This is a genomic window from Alteromonas sp. 4NH20-0104, assembly GCF_057547795.1.
The window spans coordinates 43702-65048 of record NZ_BAAJLP010000028.1 but is presented as its reverse complement, the minus strand read 5'-3'; the positions used below and the strand labels follow the sequence as shown (position 1 = coordinate 65048).

At 48.5% G+C, this 21347-nt stretch carries 17 protein-coding genes; 12 read left to right on the top strand and 5 right to left on the bottom strand.

Annotated elements, in window-relative coordinates; genetic code table 11:
• The first annotated feature begins 302 nt into the window (after window positions 1-302).
• The 5 genes from AC27IB_RS18055 to AC27IB_RS18035 all read left to right on the top strand — a co-directional run bounded on the left by AC27IB_RS18055 (window position 303) and on the right by AC27IB_RS18035 (window position 5162).
• Window positions 303-1169, top strand: coding sequence for a PhnD/SsuA/transferrin family substrate-binding protein (locus tag AC27IB_RS18055; protein ID WP_296050719.1), 867 nt, complete (start codon window positions 303-305; stop codon window positions 1167-1169).
• Complete coding sequence (locus tag AC27IB_RS18050) at window positions 1141-2127, top strand: hypothetical protein (RefSeq protein ID WP_296050721.1); 987 nt, start codon at window positions 1141-1143, stop codon at window positions 2125-2127. The genes AC27IB_RS18055 and AC27IB_RS18050 overlap by 29 nt, the downstream gene beginning before the upstream one ends.
• Before the next feature lie 242 nt (window positions 2128-2369).
• The gene (gene udk, locus AC27IB_RS18045) at window positions 2370-2993 is read left to right on the top strand and encodes a uridine kinase (protein ID WP_123326469.1); all 624 of its coding nucleotides are present in this window, start codon (window positions 2370-2372) and stop codon (window positions 2991-2993) included.
• 11 nt (window positions 2994-3004) lie between these two features.
• Window positions 3005-4216 (top strand): NupC/NupG family nucleoside CNT transporter, encoded by a 1212-nt coding sequence (locus AC27IB_RS18040; protein WP_296050726.1) that lies wholly within the window; start codon window positions 3005-3007, stop codon window positions 4214-4216.
• Between the two features lie 106 nt (window positions 4217-4322).
• Window positions 4323-5162 carry an isopenicillin N synthase family dioxygenase gene (locus AC27IB_RS18035; RefSeq protein ID WP_296050728.1) on the top strand — a complete coding sequence of 280 codons (840 nt, stop codon included), beginning with the start codon at window positions 4323-4325 and terminating at the stop codon, window positions 5160-5162.
• A gap of 41 nt (window positions 5163-5203) precedes the next feature.
• Here AC27IB_RS18035 and AC27IB_RS18030 read toward each other — a convergent pair whose 3' ends face one another.
• Both AC27IB_RS18030 and AC27IB_RS18025 read right to left on the bottom strand, forming a co-directional pair.
• A complete protein-coding gene (locus tag AC27IB_RS18030; RefSeq protein WP_487122695.1) occupies window positions 5204-6124 on the bottom strand; it encodes a M28 family peptidase in 921 nt (306 codons plus the stop codon).
• Complete coding sequence (locus AC27IB_RS18025) at window positions 6124-7284, bottom strand: tetratricopeptide repeat protein (protein ID WP_487122693.1); 1161 nt, start codon at window positions 7282-7284, stop codon at window positions 6124-6126. The genes AC27IB_RS18030 and AC27IB_RS18025 overlap by 1 nt, the downstream gene beginning before the upstream one ends.
• 178 nt (window positions 7285-7462) lie before the next feature.
• Here AC27IB_RS18025 and AC27IB_RS18020 point away from each other — a divergent pair, with 178 nt between their 5' ends.
• Entirely contained in the window at window positions 7463-8230 is a 768-nt protein-coding gene (locus AC27IB_RS18020; protein WP_296050735.1) for a ParA family protein, read from the top strand.
• Window positions 8231-8244: 14 nt separating this feature from the next.
• Here AC27IB_RS18020 and AC27IB_RS18015 read toward each other — a convergent pair whose 3' ends face one another.
• The gene (locus AC27IB_RS18015) at window positions 8245-8886 is read right to left on the bottom strand and encodes a LysE family translocator (protein ID WP_487122691.1); all 642 of its coding nucleotides are present in this window, start codon (window positions 8884-8886) and stop codon (window positions 8245-8247) included.
• A gap of 91 nt (window positions 8887-8977) precedes the next feature.
• Here AC27IB_RS18015 and grxB point away from each other — a divergent pair, with 91 nt between their 5' ends.
• The 6 genes from grxB to AC27IB_RS17985 all read left to right on the top strand — a co-directional run bounded on the left by grxB (window position 8978) and on the right by AC27IB_RS17985 (window position 18241).
• Complete coding sequence (grxB, locus tag AC27IB_RS18010; protein ID WP_487122689.1) at window positions 8978-9622, top strand: glutaredoxin 2; 645 nt, start codon at window positions 8978-8980, stop codon at window positions 9620-9622.
• A 209-nt stretch (window positions 9623-9831) separates the two neighbouring features.
• Window positions 9832-11814: a methyl-accepting chemotaxis protein gene (locus tag AC27IB_RS18005; RefSeq protein ID WP_487122687.1), complete on the top strand. Its 1983-nt coding sequence runs from the start codon at window positions 9832-9834 to the stop codon at window positions 11812-11814.
• 54 nt (window positions 11815-11868) lie between these two features.
• Window positions 11869-13932: an amidohydrolase family protein gene (locus tag AC27IB_RS18000; RefSeq protein WP_487122685.1), complete on the top strand. Its 2064-nt coding sequence runs from the start codon at window positions 11869-11871 to the stop codon at window positions 13930-13932.
• Between the two features lie 168 nt (window positions 13933-14100).
• On the top strand, window positions 14101-16854 hold the full coding sequence (locus tag AC27IB_RS17995; protein ID WP_487122683.1) for a M16 family metallopeptidase: 2754 nt from the start codon (window positions 14101-14103) through the stop codon (window positions 16852-16854).
• 176 nt (window positions 16855-17030) lie between these two features.
• Entirely contained in the window at window positions 17031-17315 is a 285-nt protein-coding gene (locus AC27IB_RS17990) for a hypothetical protein (RefSeq protein ID WP_487122682.1), read from the top strand.
• A gap of 158 nt (window positions 17316-17473) precedes the next feature.
• The gene (locus tag AC27IB_RS17985) at window positions 17474-18241 is read left to right on the top strand and encodes a hypothetical protein (protein ID WP_296053669.1); all 768 of its coding nucleotides are present in this window, start codon (window positions 17474-17476) and stop codon (window positions 18239-18241) included.
• A gap of 88 nt (window positions 18242-18329) precedes the next feature.
• Here the strand turns inward: AC27IB_RS17985 and AC27IB_RS17980 are convergent, their stop codons facing one another.
• Window positions 18330-18878: a YaeQ family protein gene (locus AC27IB_RS17980; RefSeq protein ID WP_487122680.1), complete on the bottom strand. Its 549-nt coding sequence runs from the start codon at window positions 18876-18878 to the stop codon at window positions 18330-18332.
• A gap of 599 nt (window positions 18879-19477) precedes the next feature.
• On the bottom strand, window positions 19478-20362 hold the full coding sequence (locus AC27IB_RS17975; protein ID WP_487122678.1) for a DUF4760 domain-containing protein: 885 nt from the start codon (window positions 20360-20362) through the stop codon (window positions 19478-19480).
• Between the last annotated feature and the right edge of the window lie 985 nt (window positions 20363-21347).

Below are 21347 nucleotides of genomic sequence, written 5' to 3'. Positions count from 1 at the left end.
ATATGACAAGTTCGCTTTGGTTGAACTACTTAAAAAGTTGACAACGCTTATTATTTTTATGTTTTCCTGAACGAACGGTCAGTTATTTACCTAAATTATCAGAACTCTCGGCCCTGCTCACAAGCCCAGCTATATTCTTCGCACATTCACAAAGAATAAACAGCGTTTAAGCAAATTCAAAGTTACTCAATGAATAAACTTAATTTTCAATAATTTACACATTCAAAATAAACTTACTTATTGCATTAAATAAGTTTAACTGTTCAAATTGGACAAATAAGTAAAACTAACTCTAGAACACTTTGCACCGTTTACGACTGAATTCGACAACACGATGGCTGATTGTCGCTGCTATTTTTATTTTTAGCGGCGCGCTTGGCTATGTGCAAAACAGCCAGAAAATCGATGACATCTCGCCGCAAACAACCAGCAAATTAAGATGTGATGCGCCGCTATCGCAAAACCGTAAGGAATTCGTAGTTTACCTTACCGAACAATCCATCGCCGAGAAAGCTCTGCCGCTGCTGTGTGCCAATAATGTAGTGCAACGTCAGTTTGGTGATGTACAGGTTATCATTGGTCGCAATGACTTTGATACCTTTCGCTTTGTGAACCATGGGGTGCCGGAGTTAACCCTGGTTAAAAGTAATGTAGTAGACGCTTTCGGGGCAGACCGCATTTACCATTACGACAGCATTGCCGCACACCCGGATTACAGCGCCTACTTTATTGCCCTGCGGGAGAAACCAGCACTCAGTAAAGAATACCTGCTGGGCAAGCGGATAGGAATACTCGATTATCCCAGCAGCCGCTCCGGGCACATAGTACCTAAAACGGTATTACAACGCCTTGGCCTGAATGACTCCAATATCAAGCTCTACTATTACAACTCTCATCAGGAGCTGCGTCGCGCCCTGATGGCAGGCGAAGTAGACATTATCTCCAGTTACTGGGGTAAAGCCGATGAACAAATACTGTCCAGGAGTTACATCACTTCACTGGAAAACAGCGTTCCCGGTATGCGCTGGTATTTAAAGATGCAGGATAACAACACGGATTTACGCTGTGCTATTCAGCAGGTCATTACTGAGATTTCCAATAACCATCCGCGCAAGTATTACCGCGACGTGGTGCTAATCAATGAGTGTAAATCAAATGAAAACCTATGATATTGCACCCGGTGACTGGTTAAAGGGCGGCATCATAACGCTGATGCTGTTTGTTTTGTTTCAACTCGGTGCCATCATAGGGCAAAGTAGTGCCCGTTTATATGCCGAGCACGAAGCCATCGACAAAATAAAAGCCCGGATCAGTCTCGACCTGCAGTTTTTAGATGTTGGAAACCAAACTCTGAGAACGCCGCCGAATCAGGATACCCTCAAAGGCTACCTTAAGCGCATTAATACTATTCTCAGCGAACAACAAACCGGAGTTTGGCTGGTGTCACTGCAGTCGGTAACGGCCAACACAGCAGGCCAGCCTGAAAATGCCCGTTTAACCCAACTAATACTGGAAAACTCCGAGCAAACCGTCAATGTGCAACTGGCAACCAAACCACTCTATCACTACCTGGCATTCAGCCCCTTAGCCTTAATCGCCGCGTTGCTGATATCGCCGGCTTTTGTCAAAGTCAGGGCAAGTCAGCGCAGGGCAGTTAAAGCCGCAACACTGGCGCAACCCCTTCCTATTGTGAAACTTACCCCCAAATTAACCGTTAATCTTAATGAAAAAACGCTGGGTAACGGGGTAAATGATGTCACTGTGCAATTGCAGAATAAGCCCCTGTGTTTCTACACCGCGCTGCTTCATTACTGTATCGAGAACCCCAATTCCGTGTTATTGCACCATAAAGATATTCCGCCTGAACTGACCCACCTGGCCAGCAAGGTATTTAGCCGCCTTATGGAACTGGGGCATACCAAACGAAAACGTCCGGATTTCAATGCCAACCTGGACAAGACCCTGAGCGAAATTCGCGCCGCACTGGATGAGGTGTTTGCCGGCTTCAGTGAAGAGAAGGCCCGTTATTACCCACCCCGCGCACAAGGTGAGGGATCCCGCTCCAAACAACATTCCTATGCGCTACCCATCCTGCACCTTAGCGACATCCACATTATTGGTGAATAGGCCAGTTTGTAATCAGGCCTGTACACAATAGTTGTTAAGCCCTGATGACAGACAGTTTGCAAGCTGGAAAAACAATGGTAACCTGAACAAATGGTCAGCATTATAATGCAAAGACTCACCATTTGCCGGGATGTCAAAACACACCCGAAAGGCGCTATCTGATTTAAAGCCAATACTGTGGGATTGATTCGCACGGTGCATTTGCGTATCTTTGCTATAACTAAAAATACGTTTTTCCCACTATGCAAACACCCCTGATTATTGCTATCTCCGGAGCTTCGGGCTCTGGTAAATCGTTGTTCACCGAGAACCTGATAAATGCTTTTTCTGAGCAAGGCCGACCGGTGCAAATCCTCCGCGAGGACCATTATTACCGCGCGCAGGACCACTTGCCCATGGAAGCTCGTGAGAAAAACAACTACGACCATCCCAACGCTTTTGAACATGAATTATTGAAAGCACATTTGGGTGCACTGCGTAACGGTGAGCCCATTGATTACCCGCATTACTGCTTTAAAACCCACACACGGCTCCCCAAAACTGAGCGCTTACAACCAGCGCCGGTAGTAATCCTGGAAGGTATTATGCTGCTCGCCAGAGTGGAATTACTGCCTTTATACGATGTTAAAATCTTCATCGACACACCATTGGATATCTGCCTCATGCGCCGCATGATGCGCGACGTTAAAGAGCGCGGACGAACCATGGACTCAGTGGCAAAGCAGTATGAGAAAACGGTTAAGCCAATGTACCATCAGTTTATTGAACCCAGTCGTTTTACCGCCGATGTAGTGGTAACCCAGGGTGGCAAAAATCAAATTGCACTAGACGTAATAAAATCACATATACAACAAGCTATTAAGTAAAGGATTACCCAATGATAAGTTTACTGGGCGTCGCCCTGCTGTTATGTATTGCATTTGCTTTATCAAGTAACCGACGTTCCATAAACTGGCGCACCGTTGGGGGTGCTTTTGCCATCCAGGCCGCTGTGGGCGCGTTTATCCTTTATTTTGAACCGGGTATTCAGTTACTGCTAAAGGCTACTGAATTTGTGCAGAACATTATCGACTACAGCCAGGCCGGTATCGATTTTGTGTTTGGTCCGATTGGCGACAAGTCACTCGGCTTCATTTTCGCCTTTAACGTATTACCCGTAATCATCTTTTTCTCGTCACTGATTGCCGTGCTTTATCATTTAAAAGTGATGAACATCATTATTCGCCTGATTGGCGGGTTGCTGGAAAAAGCGCTTAAAACCAGCCGTCCGGAATCGATGTCGGCAGCCGCGAATATTTTTGTTGGCCAGACAGAAGCCCCGTTAGTGGTGCGTCCGTTTATTCCCAATATGACCCGCTCCGAATTGTTCGCCATTATGGTCGGCGGCCTGGCCTCCATTGCCGGCTCGGTGATGGCGGGCTATGCCGGTATGGGTGTTGAGCTTAAGTATTTGCTGGCAGCCAGCTTTATGGCAGCGCCGGGTGGCCTGCTGATGGCTAAAATCATGCAGCCTGAAACGTCAGAGCCGCACAACGAGCTGGAAAAAACCGAAGAAGAGAAAACCCACTACGCTAACGTATTTGACGCGGCGGCCAGTGGCGCAGCTTCGGGGTTACAGCTAGCGCTGAACGTGGGCGCGATGTTACTGGCTTTTGTTGCTTTAATCGCCATGCTCAATGGCATTATTGGCTGGGGCGGCAGCCTGTTTGGTTTTGACAACCTCACCATTCAGGAAATTCTTGGCTTCTTACTGCAACCACTGGCCTGGACGCTGGGTGTCCCCTGGTCGGAAGCGCAAATCGCGGGCAGTTTTATTGGCCAGAAAATTGTGGTGAACGAATTTATTGCCTATCTCGACTTCATTGCGGCGCAGCCAGAACTGTCGCCCATCAGTCAGGCTATCATTACTTTTGCCCTGTGTGGCTTTGCCAACCTCTCATCGATTGCCATTCTGATGGGTGGAATAGGGGCTATGGCGCCGACCCGACGCAAAGAAATCGCCCAGTTGGGCCTGAAAGCTGTTTTTGCTGCCACACTGTCTAACCTGATGAGTGCAGCCCTGGCCGGCTTCTACTTAACCCTGGGTTAAAAAAGAAGCCGCAATCCACCCGGCTTGATATGCATCAAGCCGCGGGGATGTGCAGCGCCTTAAAGCCACATTATAATTTGTAAAATTAGAACGACAGGAAACCCTCATGAACTTAGTTGCCGTAGATTATCAGGCAGAAAACGCTGCCGAGTTATTCGCCAAATCATTACATGAAACCGGCTTTGGCGTATTAAAAAATCATCCTATTCAGAAACAACTGGTAGAAGATATCTATACCGCCTGGCAAGCCTTCTTCGACAGCGAAGAAAAGTTCGATTACACCTACAATAAAGGCACTCAGGACGGCTATTTTTCTAAAGCGGTATCAGAAGTCGCCAAAGGCTTTAAGAAAAAAGACATTAAAGAGTATTACCATTATTACCCCTGGGGAATGTGCCCGCCAGCGCTGAAAGAGCAGCTAGCCGATTACTATGCGAAAACCACCAGCCTGGCTGCCGAACTGCTGCACTGGGTAGAAGATAACGCGCCTGAAGACGTCAAAGCGAACTTTAACGAGCCGTTGCCGCAAATGATAGACGGCAGTGAACAAACCCTGCTACGGGTACTGCACTACCCACCGCTGGACGGTAACGAAGAACCTGACGCCATTCGCGCCGCTGCCCATGGCGATATCAATCTGCTAACCGTACTACCAGCAGCTAATGAGCCGGGCTTACAGGTGCAACGTAAAGACGGTTCATGGATGGATGTGCCCTGTGACTTTGGTACGCTCATTGTGAATATTGGCGACATGCTGCAGGAAGCCAGTGGTGGCTACTATCCATCGACCATCCACCGGGTAATTAACCCGGACGGTGCAGATATGACCAAATCCCGAATATCGCTGCCGTTGTTCCTGCACCCGCGTCCGGACGTTAAACTGTCAGATCGTTATACCGCCGAGGCGTATTTACAGGAGCGCCTGCGTGAACTGGGCGTAATCTAACGGCCTGAAAGAAATAATCAGCGGAGCATAGCTCCGCTTTTTTATGGCCGCCCGGTTGTTGCACCGCACAAGTCATCGAGCTTTTGCAGGTATTGCCAGGCAATAGCAACCGTTTCGCCATAGAACGATTGATTTACCCTGGAGGTGGTATCCCTTGGCGTGTGATAGTAGTTATGCCTGCCTACACCCAGAAACAAAAAAGGGATCCCCTGTTCTGCAAATGCAGCGTGGTCGCTCACCTTACGACGGTCGGCCAGACTTGGGTAGCGGCCGACGCGACGTTTTTCATCGGTGGCTATCATGGGCATGCTGCTGGCCAGTTCGATATCCTTGATCAGACTGTTAAACGCCGGATGGCTAAGATTACCACTCACCAGTACCTCTTTGCGACCCCCCGGTTGCGAGAGCATGTCGAGGTTGAGGTTTACAAAAATCGACTTAGTCGCCACCACATCCGACGCCACAAAGGCCCTGGCGCCAAGCAGGCCATGCTCTTCAGCATCTGACGCTAAAAATACCTGGTGACACTGCCGCGCGCGTTGCTGACTTTGCGCGGCAAGATACAACATAGCCGCCACGCCACTTGCGTTATCATCTGCTCCGTTAAATATACGCCTTCCCTTACGACCTATATGGTCGTAGTGTGCACTTACAACAATATAACGATCCAGAGCACCTTCAAGCTGACCAACCACATTGGTGCCGGCCAATGGCTTATTTTTGCGAACTGCCGAAAAAGGCTGACCATAGGAATTGAGTGTTGGCAGTGGTTCAATACCTATTTCGGCATAGCGCTGTATAAGGTATTCACGGCTACGCTTTGAGCCTTTGCTACCCACTTCACGACCTTCCATCATATCGTCGGCCAGGACATTAAGATCCTGCATCCATACCGGCTCACTGGCGTTCACCAATGCACAACAACCTATCCCCCAAGCAGCGAATAACAGGGATAACTTCATTACAGCTGTCCCTCATAATCATGACTCATTATAGCCAGCTTGGCAGAGTAACGTTGTCTGTCAGCCGGTATCTCTGCGCGCTTAATAGCGCGTTCCAGAAAAGCTTGCGCATCGTCAGTTTCGCCTGTCGCCAGCGCTGTCTTGCCCAGTGCAAACAGGATCAAATGATTCGTTCTGTCCAACCGGTAAGCCCTGCGGTAGTAGGTGTGAGCCAAATTAAAGTCACCCTCTTCAAAGGCCTCATCACCGCGGATCAGATGGTAATAAGGGTTAGCTACCCTCAGTTGATGTACTTCTTTGGCCAGCTCATTGGCCATAGAATCCCGGCCGGTCAGACGAAACAAAATTGCCAGGTTTTCTCTGGCTGTCAGGTTCTGTGCGTCGAGCTGAAGTACTTTCTGATAGGCCTCTTCGGCGTAACGATAATGCTCAGCAAACCGATACAGTACCCCCAGATTTATCCACGCCGCGGTAAATTGATCGTCCTGCTTCAGAGCCGCGCTGAGATATCGGAATGCCACCGGATAATTGCCATATACCAATGCATTGGCACCCTTGTTGTTGTAAAACATCGACAGCGCACGGTTTACTGACATGGTTTCAGATTTAAATTGTTGGCCCTGCATGCGGGCATCAAAGTCAACAAGTCTTGGCCTAGCGAACGGATCCCGCGTGTCGGTGAGGAGTACATTAACGTGGCCGTTGAGCAGGCTAAAGCCCTGCTTGCGCGACCAGTATTCAGGAATAAACACATCCTTTAAGCTGGCATCCAGCCCCAGGCCTTTTGCCAGCGCATAGGTCATCAGGGTGAGCGAGAGACAGTTTGCCTGGCGGTTTGTAAAGGTTTCTGCAACCGTGGAATTTGCATCGCCATAGTAACTTAAGCCAAGCGCTTGCTCGGCAAACAGGCTATCGACCAGCTCTTCTAGCGGGGTGGATTGCTTTAGATTCGCCGTCACCCTAATTTTTGTTAAAAACCGTTTGGCCTCTTCAGGCAGCGTGAGGATTTGGGCTGGCGACTCTAGCTTTACTGACCTGGCGGCAGGAAATGCGTCGGCATAGACCGGGTGTAAATAATTACCGGTGCTGGATTCGGTACTGGCGCATCCGCCAAGCAATATGAAGCTGCTGAGTAAGACAACCACTGTATGAACTTTCATAGACAGGCCGCTCCATTAAAAATGGCTCTGTTAAGCTTAGCCTACTTCACATTAATTTAACATTTTTTAAACACTTTAATCCGTTACTTTTCGGCAGGGATAACTTATGCTGAATGCGTCGATTATTTATACAGCAAGTCCTCAACCTATCGACCGGCGAGGAAATAAAAGGAGTCACATGAAACGGGTGGTATTCAATCAAAAGGGCGGTGTTGGTAAATCTACCATCAGCACCAATCTCGCAGCAGAAAGTGCCTTAAGAGGATATAAAACCCTACTGGTCGATTTGGATGCTCAGGGTAACAGTACCCATTACGCAGGCATCGATATCAACGAGGACACGCTTACCGTAGCCGATATGTTTAAACAAATCGTCGGTTGGTTTTCCAAGCCTCAGCCGCCCACCGCATTTGTGCAGGAAACCGCGTTTGAAAACCTTTATGTGTTGCCGGCCGATCCCGCCCTCGCAACCATCGAACGGGAACTGGAATCTCGCTATAAAATGTTCAAGTTGCGGGAAACGCTGGAAGCACTGAGCGAAGAGTTTGACCGCATTTATATCGACACGCCCCCCAACTTTAATTTTTATTCCAAAGCAGCACTGATTGCAGCGGATGAGTTTCTGGTCCCCTTTGACTGCGATCACTTTTCTGCTCAGGCCATTGAGCGCTTGCTGGAAAATGTGATGGAGATTAAGGAAGACCACAATCAGTCACTGGCGTTATCCGGCGTAGTGATAAACCAGTACAATGCGCAGGCTAAGCTGCCTGCAACGCTGATTGGCGAGTTACAGGAAAAGGGCCTGCCTTTATTCGAAACCCGGCTAAGCAGTTCGGTAAAAGTAAAAGAATCACACTCACACCGCACGCCACTGCCCTTTTTAATGCCCAGCCATAAAGTCACTAAGCAAATTGCAGCGTTATTCGACGAAGTAGAAGGTGGCTGATGAGGGCCAGCGGGCTAAACCGTTGCGGTCTGGCCTAAATCGAGCAGCAGTGTGGCACCCAGCCCCAGGAAAATCAGTCCGACCAATTGTTCCTGACGAACAGCGATCCGGGGATTTTTTGCCATCCAGCGCCCCAGTTGATGGGACAGTTGCACCACCAGCAAATCACAGCTCAGGGCAATAGCACTGAACAATAGCCCCAGGACCAGCAGGTCGGTAATCAGCACGTCGCCGGTCGCGTGCGTAAACTGCGGCAAAAATGCAATAAAAAACAGCGCGGTTTTAGGGTTACTCAGTTCCACCAGCAGGCTTCTTGATACAATTCGCCGGGTAGAAGCCTGCACCGGCTTACGCAGATGAGGGGCGCTGGCAAAGCGCAACGCCGTCACCCCAAGATAAATCAGATAAAGCGCGCCCAGCACCTTCACCACGGTAAACACCACAGGTACATAAGCAATCACCGCAGCCAGCCCAAACGCCGTGGCAATAGCATAACTGGATGAACCTACCGCCATTCCCAACGCTGCAGCGGTTCCCCCTGCTCTGCCTGAACCCAACGTACAGGCCAGGATATACAGATTGGACGGGCCGGGCGATAAACTGATGATCAGCGTAGCTGCGACAAAGGCCATTAGGATGTCAGGTGTTAAGGTCATGAAATGAATAACTTATTATCTTTGTGTTATGAAATACCCGGAGTGAATACGCTATAGTCTACCAACAAATCAAGCCAAAAGGAGTGCGTCGATGATCACCCTGTATCAATATTTACACTGCCCGTTTTGTGTTCGCGCCGACATGGTTGCTAACTATACCGGTGTTCCCCACAAGAAGGTACTACTGCTCAACGATGACGATGCAACCTGCCACCAGTTGATTGGTAAAAAAATGGTGCCAATTCTGCAACTCGACGATGGCAGTGCAATGGGCGAGAGCCTCGATATTGTTAACAAAATTTTATCGCTGGCGCCGCCAGATAAACAACTGCAGGCCAGCCATCAGGCCGATGAAGTCACTACGCTGCTGAGCGAATACAGTAGCGACATGAATGCTTTGCTGTTCCCCCGCAATGTCCGCATAGAACAACCTGAGTTCAAAACCGCTTCGGCCCGTGCGTATTTTCAGGCTAAAAAAGAAAAAGTGATTGCTATGACTTTTGCTGAAGCCATGGAGCGCTCAGAGCAGGCCATAGACCGGGTCAATGACATGCTCAGCAAGCTACCGCCGTTACCGGCTACAACCAGGCTAGGTATGGACGATGTGCTTATTTTCCCGTTCCTGCGAAACCTGACCATGGTAAAAGGTTTAACGTGGCCCGAGCCGGTGAAACACTATGTAAATAAGGTCGCCGCACTCACCAACATTCACCTTTACTGGCAACAAGCCGTTTAAATTAAGCTACACAGTCACACCACTCCGGGCCTTAGGGCCCTTTTCCCCTGGCGCTTCGGCAAATCCTCGCGAAACATAAAACTCTAACTATACTTTAGCCCAAGCGGCGGGAAACAAAGAATAATATCCCCTCACACACAGGTTTTAAGCCTTAGTTAACCCAGTTACTTCTGAGTTGCGTAGTCCAGAGTTATTCTAACGAGCAAACTATGAATGGATTGATGCGTTTATCGATAGTACACCTGACGCTACTGTGTATCGGCCTGATTGGCGGATTAATGCTGGTCATGACCGGCATCGCAGTGAATAAAAGCCTGACTCAGTTAAACCAGGCGGAACTGGAAATCCGAATTGTTGAACTGGTCGATGCGGTTGAAAAGATTGCCCATAATCACGCCGTTGAACGCGGGCTAACCGCAGGATTTTTGGGTTCGGGCAGCGAACAGGCGCGGGAAAAAGTGCTCGCACAACGGCAAAAAGCCGGTGTCTCGGCAGAGACACTGCGCCAGCTTTCCAGGCAGGACTGGCCGGCATCGCTTAACGTTGAGCATCAGCTAGCCAGCCTGTTTGATATGTTGGACAACAAAAATGCCATTCACCAGCAAGTAGATAACCGCGAAGGCAGCAAAGCTTTCGCCTACTACAGCCAGCTCAACCGAATGGCACTGGATACCGCCAATACGCTGGTTTTGAACATTGCCAACAGTGATGTAAGCAATACCGTTGCTCATGCTTTGACTTATGCCTGGCTAAAAGAACGCCTCGGGCAATTGCGGGGTAAAATTAACGGCGTGCTTGCCAGCCAGCGTATTACGGGGCGCTTAGCCGATGACCTGGCCGAATACCATGACAGCATTGAATACCTCATTACCGTGCAAAAAAATGCGCTGACCGGGCAGGAGTTAACCGCATTTAACGCGGTGGCAGGTTCCTCGCAAAAAGCTTTTATGGATAAGGTTTACCGGACGTTAGTCAGAGACCCGGTGGACTTTACTCAATTGCCGTCTGCCCCTGACTGGTTTGGTCAGGCCACGGCCCAGATTGGTCAGGTTAAAGGGCTGTTGGATGCCACCTGGTTGCAAGTGAAGGACAGCGCAGACAATGAGTATCAGACAGAGCTCACCAGTCTTATCATACTGGTATCGGTTACTGGAGGCGTGTTCTTGGTGGTTATACTGCTGGTTACCACTCTGGTAAAAACGCTTAATTCCCAGCTTTCAACGCTCACTCACAGGCTTAATGAGATTTCCCGCAGTGGCGACCTGACCATTAATGTAAAACTTAACAGCGACAACGAACTGGGGGTTATCTCTAAGGCCGTTAACCAAACCTTGCTGGCCATTCGCGACCTGATCACCGGTTTGGCAAAGTCGGTTAACACCAGCACCCGTTTGGGCGACAGTGTAGCGGAATCTGCCGATACTATTCATTCCGAGTCAGAACAAACCCAGCATCGGGCCATGAGTATAGCGACTGCCATTGAGCAGATGACTCAAACCAGTAAAGAAATTGCCCAGTCTGCTTTTAATACGCTGGAGTCGAGCCAGGCACTCGACAAACTGGCCGATGAAGCCACACAGGCAAACAATACGATTAAAACCTCCATTGAAAACCTGACACAACAAATGCAAGTGGTCGAGAGCAGTGCAAAAACGATGGGCGAACACCTCAGCGAAATTAGCGGTATTCTCGACACTATTAACACCCTGTCCGACCAAACCAATTTACTTGCCCTCAATGCTGCTATAGAGGCGGCCCGGGCTGGTGAACACGGACGAGGGTTTGCGGTAGTTGCCGACGAAGTGAGGCAACTGGCCACCGCCAGTCGCAGCTCTTCTGACAAAATTTCATCGCTACTCGACACGCTGGCGCAGGTCAGCAGCAAAGTCATTAATGGGGTCAGCCAAAGTGCCGAAGCGGCCCGCACTTCACTGAATCTGACCGAAAGCGGTGAACGCACTGCCAACACCGTGCGCGAAAGTGCCGGGCATGTGGAGATTCAGGCCAATGCAATGTCTGCCGCCGCCGAGCAGCAATCGGTCACTTCAGAGCAAATCGCCAGGGATGTCATTTCGGTGCAGGATGCAGCAACCCATCAGGTATCGATTGCCGATGAGTTAAAAGCACTGACTACCGATCTGCAGTCAAACAATACACTGCTCGAACGCACTATGGGCAATTTTAAGTATTAGGCGAACGGCTGCTTTGTGACATACTGGCAAAGATAATTACAATAAGGATAAAACATGCGAAAACTGATTATGTTACTCGCACTTACTGGTGTGGCAGCGTGCAGCGGTGAAGCACCGATGACAAGCGATACCGGCGATTCCCCGAGCCAGGCAACGCCTGCACAAACCACCAGATTCAACGTATTGTTTGGCGGTACTGATGTGGGCGATATGACCATCAGCCAGTCAGGCACACTGATTGATATCCGCTATAGCTTCAGCAATAACGGCCGCGGCGCCAGCAGTGAAGAAACACTGTTATTGTCGGAAGCCGGGCTGCCAATAAGCTGGAAAATCACCGGTAAAACCACATTCGGTAACCAGGTGAATGAAACCTACCAGTTGAGCGACGGCCAGGCCAGCTGGACCTCAGCCGCCGGCAGTGGCGAAGCGGATGCCAGCAACAAACCCATTTATATTGCACAGAACCCCAGCCCTTACGCGCTCTACACCTATGCTAAAACCGTCCTCGATGCGGGCGGTGAGCCCTACCCGGCTCTGCCGGCGGGCCAGGTTACGGTAACGGCTAAAGAGTCACTGACCCTGCAAGGTAAAGACACCGAGCTGCCGGTAACCCTGTATGCCGTTGGCGGCATTAACCTTAACCCCAGCTACATTTTACTTGATAAGGAACAGCAATACGTTGGCACTGTGTCGCCGCGTTTTGCGCTGTTAAGAGAGGGTTTCGAGAGCGAAGACAGTCGCCTGCGAGAGCTCACGGCTGCACTCAATACCCAACGTTATGAAGACATTGCCAGTAACGTAACCCACCAATACGAACAGCCGGTAAGAATCAATGATGTGCGTATTTTTGACCCCAAATCGCTGAGTCTGACCAAGCCGGTATCGGTGGTGATCACTGGTGATACCATCACGGCCATTGAAGAGGTCCAGTCTGCCCCGGGTAACAACGAAGTTTTTATTGAAGGCGATGGGGGCACTCTGGTCGCCGGTCTTTACGATATGCACGGGCACGTAGGCGATAACCAGGCCATTATGAACGTAATGGCTGGGGTCACCGGCATTCGCGATATGGGTAACGAAGATGACGTATTATCGGATTTGATTGATAAAATCGATCGCGGTGTACTGATTGGGCCAACCATTACCAAAAGTGGCTTTATTGAAGGGGTCAGCGAATTCAGCGCCGCCACCGGAGAACTGGCAGACACCAAAGAGAAGGCCCTGGAGCTGGTTAGAAGCTATGCCGAAAAAGGCTACTGGCAAATAAAAATCTATAATTCCATGAACGGTGACTGGGTTGAAGACATGACAGCTGAAGCCCACCAGCTGGGTATGCGGGTAGCAGGCCACGTTCCGGCATTTTACCGCGCTGACCAGATGATTGAGGCAGGTTATGATGAGCTAACGCATATCAATCAGATTATGCTGGGCTGGGTACTGGGCCCGGAAGAAGACACCCGCACTCTGTTCAGGATTACCGGCATGAAACGCTTTGTTGATTTGGACCTCAACAGCGAGAAAGTACAACACACCCTGGCGCTGATGGCAGAAAACAATATCGCTCACGACCCCACAGCGGTTATTCATGAATATGCCATGACAGGCCGTAACGGCATTACCAATTTTGCAGTGCGTGATTATATTGACCATATGCCAATAAGCGTGCAGCGCTCGGCCAAATCCGCCATGCTCAACGTGGCCGATGACGCCGAAGATGAGGCTTATCTTGTTGCCTACCAGAAGATCCTCGATACCCTGGCGTTAATGCACCAAAAAGGCATTCTATTAGTGCCCGGTACCGATATGGGAGGCGCTTTTTACCTGCACCGCGAACTGGAGTTGTTTGAAAAAATCGGTATGACGGCAGCCGAAGCACTGCGCCGGGGTTCTTATGATATGGCACAGTATCTCGGACATACCGCACGCGGCTCTATTGAAGTAGGTAAGCAGGCCGATTTTTTCCTGGTACCCGGCGATCCAACCCAGCAGCTCAAGGCTATTAAAACTATTGCCATGGTGGCTACCCAGGGACGTATTTATTTTCCTACTGAGGTGTATCCTTCGTTTGGCATACAGCCATTTACTGAGATCCCGGCAGTTCATCTTCCCGACTAGACTAAACGGCTCATAACGCGTTTACAAACATTTACAGTTTTCATTCCGCCAGTACTTTATTAACTGGCGGAATGATTTATGTTTAACGCTGGTATAATACCAATCCGCATAATAGTAGTTTGCCCCGGGCGATACGCAACGCTTATAAAAAGATAAAGGAAGACTATAATGACAGTAATCAAACACCTCACCAAAGGCCTGAAAGTAGGCGTTGGTGTGCTGGCACTCAGCGGTTTATATATAACCTCTGTTCTCGCCAAAGACGACATTAATATCGACTACGAAAAATTTACCACCGATAATGGCCTGACCGTTATTGTCCATGAAGATCGTAAGGCGCCGGTTGTTGCGGTAGCAGTGTGGTACAAAGTGGGCTCTAAGGATGAGCCAAACGGTAAATCAGGCTTTGCTCACCTCTTTGAGCACCTGATGTTCAACGGTTCTGAAAATTATGACGATGAGTGGTTCGGCCCACTGCAGGAAGCTGGCGCCACCGGCCTTAACGGCACCACAAACTTCGACCGCACCAACTATTTCCAAACCGTTCCCACGCCGGCTCTCGACCGCATTTTATGGATGGAATCTGATCGCATGGGGCACTTACTCGGTGCCGTGACCCAGGAAAAACTCGACGAACAACGGGGCGTAGTGCAAAACGAAAAACGTCAGGGTGAAGATCAGCCCTACGGCACACTCTTTAACCATGTGGTAGAAGCATTATTTCCCAGCGGCCACCCTTATAATCATACCGTTATTGGTTCGATGGACGATCTGAACTCAGCCTCACTGGACGACGTGAAAGGCTGGTTCAATCAGTATTACGGGCCCAACAACGCTATTTTAGTACTCAGTGGCGATATTAACGCCGAGGAAGCCAAGCCTTTGGTTGATAAGTATTTTGCTGATATCGAACCGGGTCCGGCTCTGGCTAAGTGGCAATCATGGGTACCTGAGCGTAAGGCAAATACCCGCCAGGTAGTGCAGGATAAAGTGCCGCAAACCCGCATTTATCGCTTGTGGGTGTCACCTGAAAATACCAGTCCAACCGCCACAGATCTGTTTATTGCTGCCAGTGTATTAGGCGATGGCAAGAACTCACGGATGTACAAAGAGCTGGTTTACGATCAACAAATTGCGACCAATGCCTCCGTATTTAACTATGAGCTTCAAATGGCGTCTATTTTTGGTGTCAGCGTTGACGTGAAAGCCGGTGAGGATGCCGCCAAAGTTGAACGCGAAATGGATAAAATCATCGCTGAGTTTTTACGTAAAGGGCCCAGCCGCGATGAGGTAGAACTGGTCTCCACCAAGCGTCGCGCCTCCATTATTCGTGGCCTGGAGGAAGTTGGTGGTTTTGGCGGTAAGGCCGATACACTGGCTACCGGTGAGTACATCGCCGGCGATCCGAATTATTTTAAAACTGAGCTTGAAGAGCTGGCCAGCTCAACGCCTAAAAAAGTCAAAGCCGCCGCCCAGCAATGGCTGGGGGATGGCTGGCATCAAATTACCTTTGTGCCATTTGAAGAGCATACCGCTAAAGCTGACGGCGTTGACCGTAGCACCGGCCTGCCATCGATTGACGCAGAAACCCAGCTAAGCTTCCCACAAGTCACCGAAACCGAGCTGTCTAACGGTATTAAAGTGGTTTACGCTCAGCGCGCTACGGTGCCACTGGTGAATGTGGCGGTACAATTTGACGCTGGTTACGCGGCAGATGCGGGCGGTAAGCTTGGCCTTGCCAGCTTTACTACGCGGATGCTGGATGAAGGCGCCGGCGATTATGATGCGCTTGAACTGGCCGCAGAACTGGAGCAACTGGGCACCAATTTAAGCAGTGGCTCTAACCTGGATACGACTACCGTTAGCATGTCGATGCTAAAAGAAAACATGAAGCCGTCACTGGCGTTACTCGGTGATATCCTTAAGGAGCCCGCGTTCGCAGAGGAAGAAATCGAGCGCCAGCGAGCACTCATCTTAAGTAACATTGCCCAGCAGAAAACCCGTCCGGTGAGTATCGCTCTTACTCTGCTACCCCCGCTTATTTATGGCGACGACCACGCCTATGGCATTCCCTTTACCGGCACTGGTACCGCTGAAGATGTGCAAGCCGTTACCCGTAGTGATTTGGTTAACTTCAAAAATACCTGGTTACGCCCGGATAATGCCACTATCTTCGTGGTTGGTGACACCACCCTGAATGAAATTAAACCGGCGCTGGAAAAAGAGTTTGGTAAGTGGAAAGTATCTGGTAGCAAAGGCAGCAAACAAATCGCCAAAGCTGAACTCCCCGCTCAGGGCCAGGCGATTATTATTGACCGCCCGGGCTCGCAGCAATCACTGATTCTGGCTGCCCATTTAGCCCCCCCTACAGGCATCGACAACAATATTGCCATTGAAGCGATGAACCTGACTTTAGGCGGCGCCTTCACTGCCCGGGTCAATATGAACCTGCGTGAAGATAAAGGCTGGTCCTACGGCGCTTATACCTTCTTACAGGACGCTCGTGGTCAGCGGCCGTTTATGGTGTATGCACCGGTTCAGACCGACCAGACCGGCCCGTCTTTACTGGAGCTGAAAAAAGAACTGAATGGTTACTTAGGTGATAAACCACCGATGGCCATGGAGCTTGAACGCGCGCGCCTGGACGAAGTACGTTCTCTGCCAGGGCAGTTTGAGACCGCCGGCTCAGTGCTTGGCAGCCTGCTGTCCAGCAGTCGTTTTAACCGTCAGTTTAACTACCCGGAAACCCTGGTAGAAAAATACAACGGCCTGACGTTAGACGACCTGAATAAAGCTGCAGCTCAGGTGATTCACCCCGATAAGCTTACCTGGCTTATTATTGGTGATGCCGAGAAAATAAAAGCTGAAGTGGAAGCTGCAGGCCTTGGCCCTGTCTCTGTGCAGAGCATGAACAGTCTGTAATCCCATCCGCCAGCGGCAGCAGCCGCTGGCACCATTTTCTGTCAGCAAAAGAATCCCCTACGTCTGCCACCACGCAGCATCGGTCTGAAGACTCACAATCTGTAACCATTTACTCCTGCACAACCGCCTTTGTCTCTGCTAATCTGAAAACAGGTTATCTGAATAAAGACATGTTGATGACTAAGACAAAACTCATTTTCCTGGCGGTGGCGATATTACTGCTATCTGGTTGCGCCGACCAAATGACCTTCGAACAGGCACAACAAGCCGATAAAGTAGGTTTCCTGCATGGCTTGTGGCATGGCCTGATTATTATATTTTCCTGGCTCGCCTCATTGCTATTCGATGACGTGGCTATCTATGCCATTTATAACAATGGCGGCTGGTACGATTTTGGGTTTGTGCTCGGTGTGGGCGGCCTGAGCTTCAGCTCCGGTTTATTTAACAGTTCGGAATCCTGATCAGCGACTTAACGGCTTAAAAGCACTGCCAGATAATACTTTTTAAGCGGTTTGCCGTAGTAATTAATCAGCAGCACCGGGATTTCATCGTGAGCATGGTTTGCCGTTGCGTATTTTGTAGTAGGATGCGTATAACTCATTAGATAAAGGGAAGCGTAATGAAAAAAGTTGTTATTATTTTATTGGTGCTGGTTGCCGCCATTGTGGGTGGTGTCGTGTATCTTGCCAGTGGTGCCAATGAATTTATCCGTGCACAAATAGAAACTCAGGGAACGAAATACTTAGCCACGCCCGTTAGTGTTGCCTCGGTGGATTTGTCTTTCAGTGAGGGGCGACTGACCATAGCCGATATCGATGTGGAAAACCCCGAAGGTTTCAGTGACGAAGACGCCATGAGCCTTACTGGCATCACGTTGGACCTGGCCGGTTCTACCGAGGAACCCTATCGCATTCAGGAAGTCACGGTTGACGGTCCGGAGATCCTCTACGAGTTAGATAGCAGTGGTCAGGGTAATCTGATTGTACTTAAAAACAACCTCGACGCTAACCTCCCTGAGGGTGGCAACGAACAGCCTGCCGATCCTTCATCTCCCAGCCCGAAGCTGATTGTTGACCAGGTGACGGTGAGTAACGCCAGATTAGTGCTGAACTTTGAAAACCTGGATACCGGTGAGTTTGAAATTGACAAGAAAACGTATGAAGTAACACTGCCTACCTTCAATGCCGGCTCTATAGGTCAGCCGGATGGCCTGCCTGCCGATCAGGTAGGTGCTGCCATTGTTAAACAGATGCTGGATAACGCCATTAAGCAGGCGAAAGCAGAAGCGAAGAAAGTGGTGGCAGACAAAGCCAGGGAAAAAATCGAAGAAGAGAAAGATAAGCTGTTAGAAAAAGGCAAAGACAAGCTCAAAGACCTCTTCAACTAGGTAACAGATTGTACCTGTAACAACTGGCGAGTTAGCAGACTCCAACCACGTCGCTTACTCGCCTTTTTAGCACTGTTCCAGCGTTAAATTACAAGTGCTGCTCGATGACCACTTCTAGACTTTCCGCTGCCTCCGGGCCCTCAATGGTTAACCATATTTGCCCATCCTGAATGGTGACCTGTATTTGCATAGAACGCTGCACCGCTCTTTCGAGGATAGCGGCCAGTGCTTCTGGTACGGTAAATACCGAGAGGTTTTTGCGGGTTTGTAACTTAGAGCTCTCTTTCTTCCACCATGCGTCAAAGCTGTTGTCGGCGTAAGCATAGATCATCATTTGCTGGCTTTGATTGCAGCCTTTTTTAATTCGCTGTTCTGAAGGCTGGCCTAGCTCGATCCACAACTCAATTTCATCACTGAAGTTCTTTTGCCACAGATCAGGCACATCATCATCTGATAACCCCTTGGTAAACTGCAGCCGCTCATGGGCATTAACGATAAACGCTATTATACGCAGCATCATCCGCGCATCGTTTTCAGACGGATGTCGGGCAATGGTCAGGTTATGGTCATTGTAATAGTTGCGGTCCATGTCGGTAATCGACAGGTCTGCTTTAAAAATGGTTGCTTTAAGTGCCATGGTGATCCTGAGTTATAGACAGTGTGAACAACCTTTAACGGGATCGTTAGCGTTGTTCAGCAGCTTTGGCCTATATTACCAGCTATTTTGCCAGGGAGTGCGCTGGGCGCATTAAAATGTACTGAAAACTCACGTTATAAGCGAAGAACGGGTAGAGGGTAAAACACAGAAATCTGCAATTTCCCGCTGCGCACGTACGCCGACTTAACTATTAATTGTAATTTGATTTACAAGGAGTTTTTGAATGTCTTTCGAGGAATGGTGCCCAGGGGTGGGTGAAGCCGTACGCTTTATGCGAAGCTTTGCTTCGCGTACGGATGAACGACGAAAATCTGTGATTTTCGGCTGGGTTAGTCCGCCGATTTGATAAAAGCTTGAATTTATTTATAAATAAGAAGTTTGAAACGTCTTTCGAGGAATGGTGCCCAGGGGCAACACTGAATCAAAAAAATAAACTACTGTTAAATATAAAATTAAGCTAAGACAGAACCAGAACGTGTTACTAAGCATGTTACTAAAACACTAAGGGCCTACTCAGTATCAAAATGAAAAACTCCGCCAATTTTTATTATTCAAAATGCCAACTCTAGATACTACGATTATTCCCACCTCGAGCACATTTGTAAAAAGTACTCCCAGGTTTCAGAGTCTTTCGCTCTAAGATGGTCAATAAGGTGCTCGGCTCTTTTCTTTAATGAAAGTGCAATTCCCTTCAGGCATTCTTCTATCAGTGGTTCATAGATATCGTCTTTCTCAATTCCTACAGCTAAGAATTCAAAGTAATTCACTAAGTAAACAAGGCCTCGAAGTGAAACTGCAATATCAACGGTCTCACGATCAACTTCAAAATTAATATTTCCTGGAAGAGTAATATTTCCTTCCTTCATCATCATTCCATAGTATTTAATTATTCTTTGATACTTCTTTCGCTCTTCTTCGCCCATTTCTTTAAGGTTCGGAAAGTAATTATCACTGGTGTACAAAGAGCTTGCTTCAGCTAACCTCTCTTGGTAAGTCGCGCTTATACGCGATTGAAGCAGAATATTTAATGTGTGGTTTTTCTTCGTCGCAATTTTGGCTTGCTCGCTTCGAATGAGCCACCAACATATTGCTAATAAGACAGAGAAACCTAGTGATAATAACGTGGTTGCTTTGTCACTTAAGGCATCCCCTTTATGAATGGAAACACCAAAAATCACTAACCCTAATATCAACGGAACAATTGCTAGTACTACCTTGGTTATGCGCGACTCATTGTGTGAGCAATTCCTATAGTAATAAAATAGGAAATGGCAATATCCGATTGAAATGTAGGTAACTATAACAAAGGGAACTAGAAACGCATTTAGCGCAGTTAATCTTGGCTCATCAAGATATTTCTCGAAGAATATTGTCGCTATAAGAATAGCCACAACAAATACGGCTATATATTTTATTAGCCTAGAAGAACCTGACTTAAGGTAACTCGTCAATTTTTCGAACACATTAATAATCCTTTAAACATGATCCATCGATACAAACAAAAAGGGCCCCAAACTGGAGCCCAAAAGGAAGCGGTATCAAAAACCTAGCCGTCTCCGTGGCCATGCTGAAGTGAATTTAAACACGATATTTTTCTAATATTCATGATTCAAGCTCCTAATTTTCAGCACCCCAACAAGGTGCTTAATTAAATATATCGTCATATTTTACGAAATGACAACAAGTTTAGTTTACAAAATTCAACCAAAAACTTATCAACAGGCTTATCCACAAGTTTATTCACAGAAAACATAGAGCCCTGAAAAAATATGTGGATAAACGCTTCTTCATCCAAAAACAAATGGCCGAATAATATACACATAATACGCAATAAAATCCAAAGCTGTTAAGCGCAAACAGAAGTTAATTCCTCAAAAAAAAGATCCTTATTTGGCGCGCAAAAAATTTAATTCAACGTGGCAATGATCAGGCTTCATTCACGACAACAATTAATCCCCCCTATCCCGTATGCGTAGAGTGTCGGCTCGGGTGTCGCTTTAGGTGTCGGCATAGATACCCTAGCCCGTTAAGCATACAACCTCTGAGGTGTCACGTAGGGTGTCGTGCGGGGTGTCACTGTAGGTGTGCCGTTCTATGTCCAGTTAGAAAAAACTTTTCGAAGTTTCGAGTGTGTGAGTTGCCATTCAGCGGCGGTACTGTGTAGCAACCTTACAGACTTTCAACTGGCCCCCTGGGTTAACTTAGTTAACTTACCTTAGGATGATCTTAGGGCGATTTATCAACGGCTTTAATAGCCTGGCAATGGCAAAACACAACAACCACCAGCAATAACACCTCATAAATAGCCAAACCTTGCGAGTCGCATTACCCGCAAGTCTCCGCCACACCGGAAAGTACCTTTTTTATTTTGGTTGCCGGTTGGTGAATGCCCGTATTATCCACCGTATTACTTGTACCTTTCTCTCTTTATCTGGCGCGGACTTCATC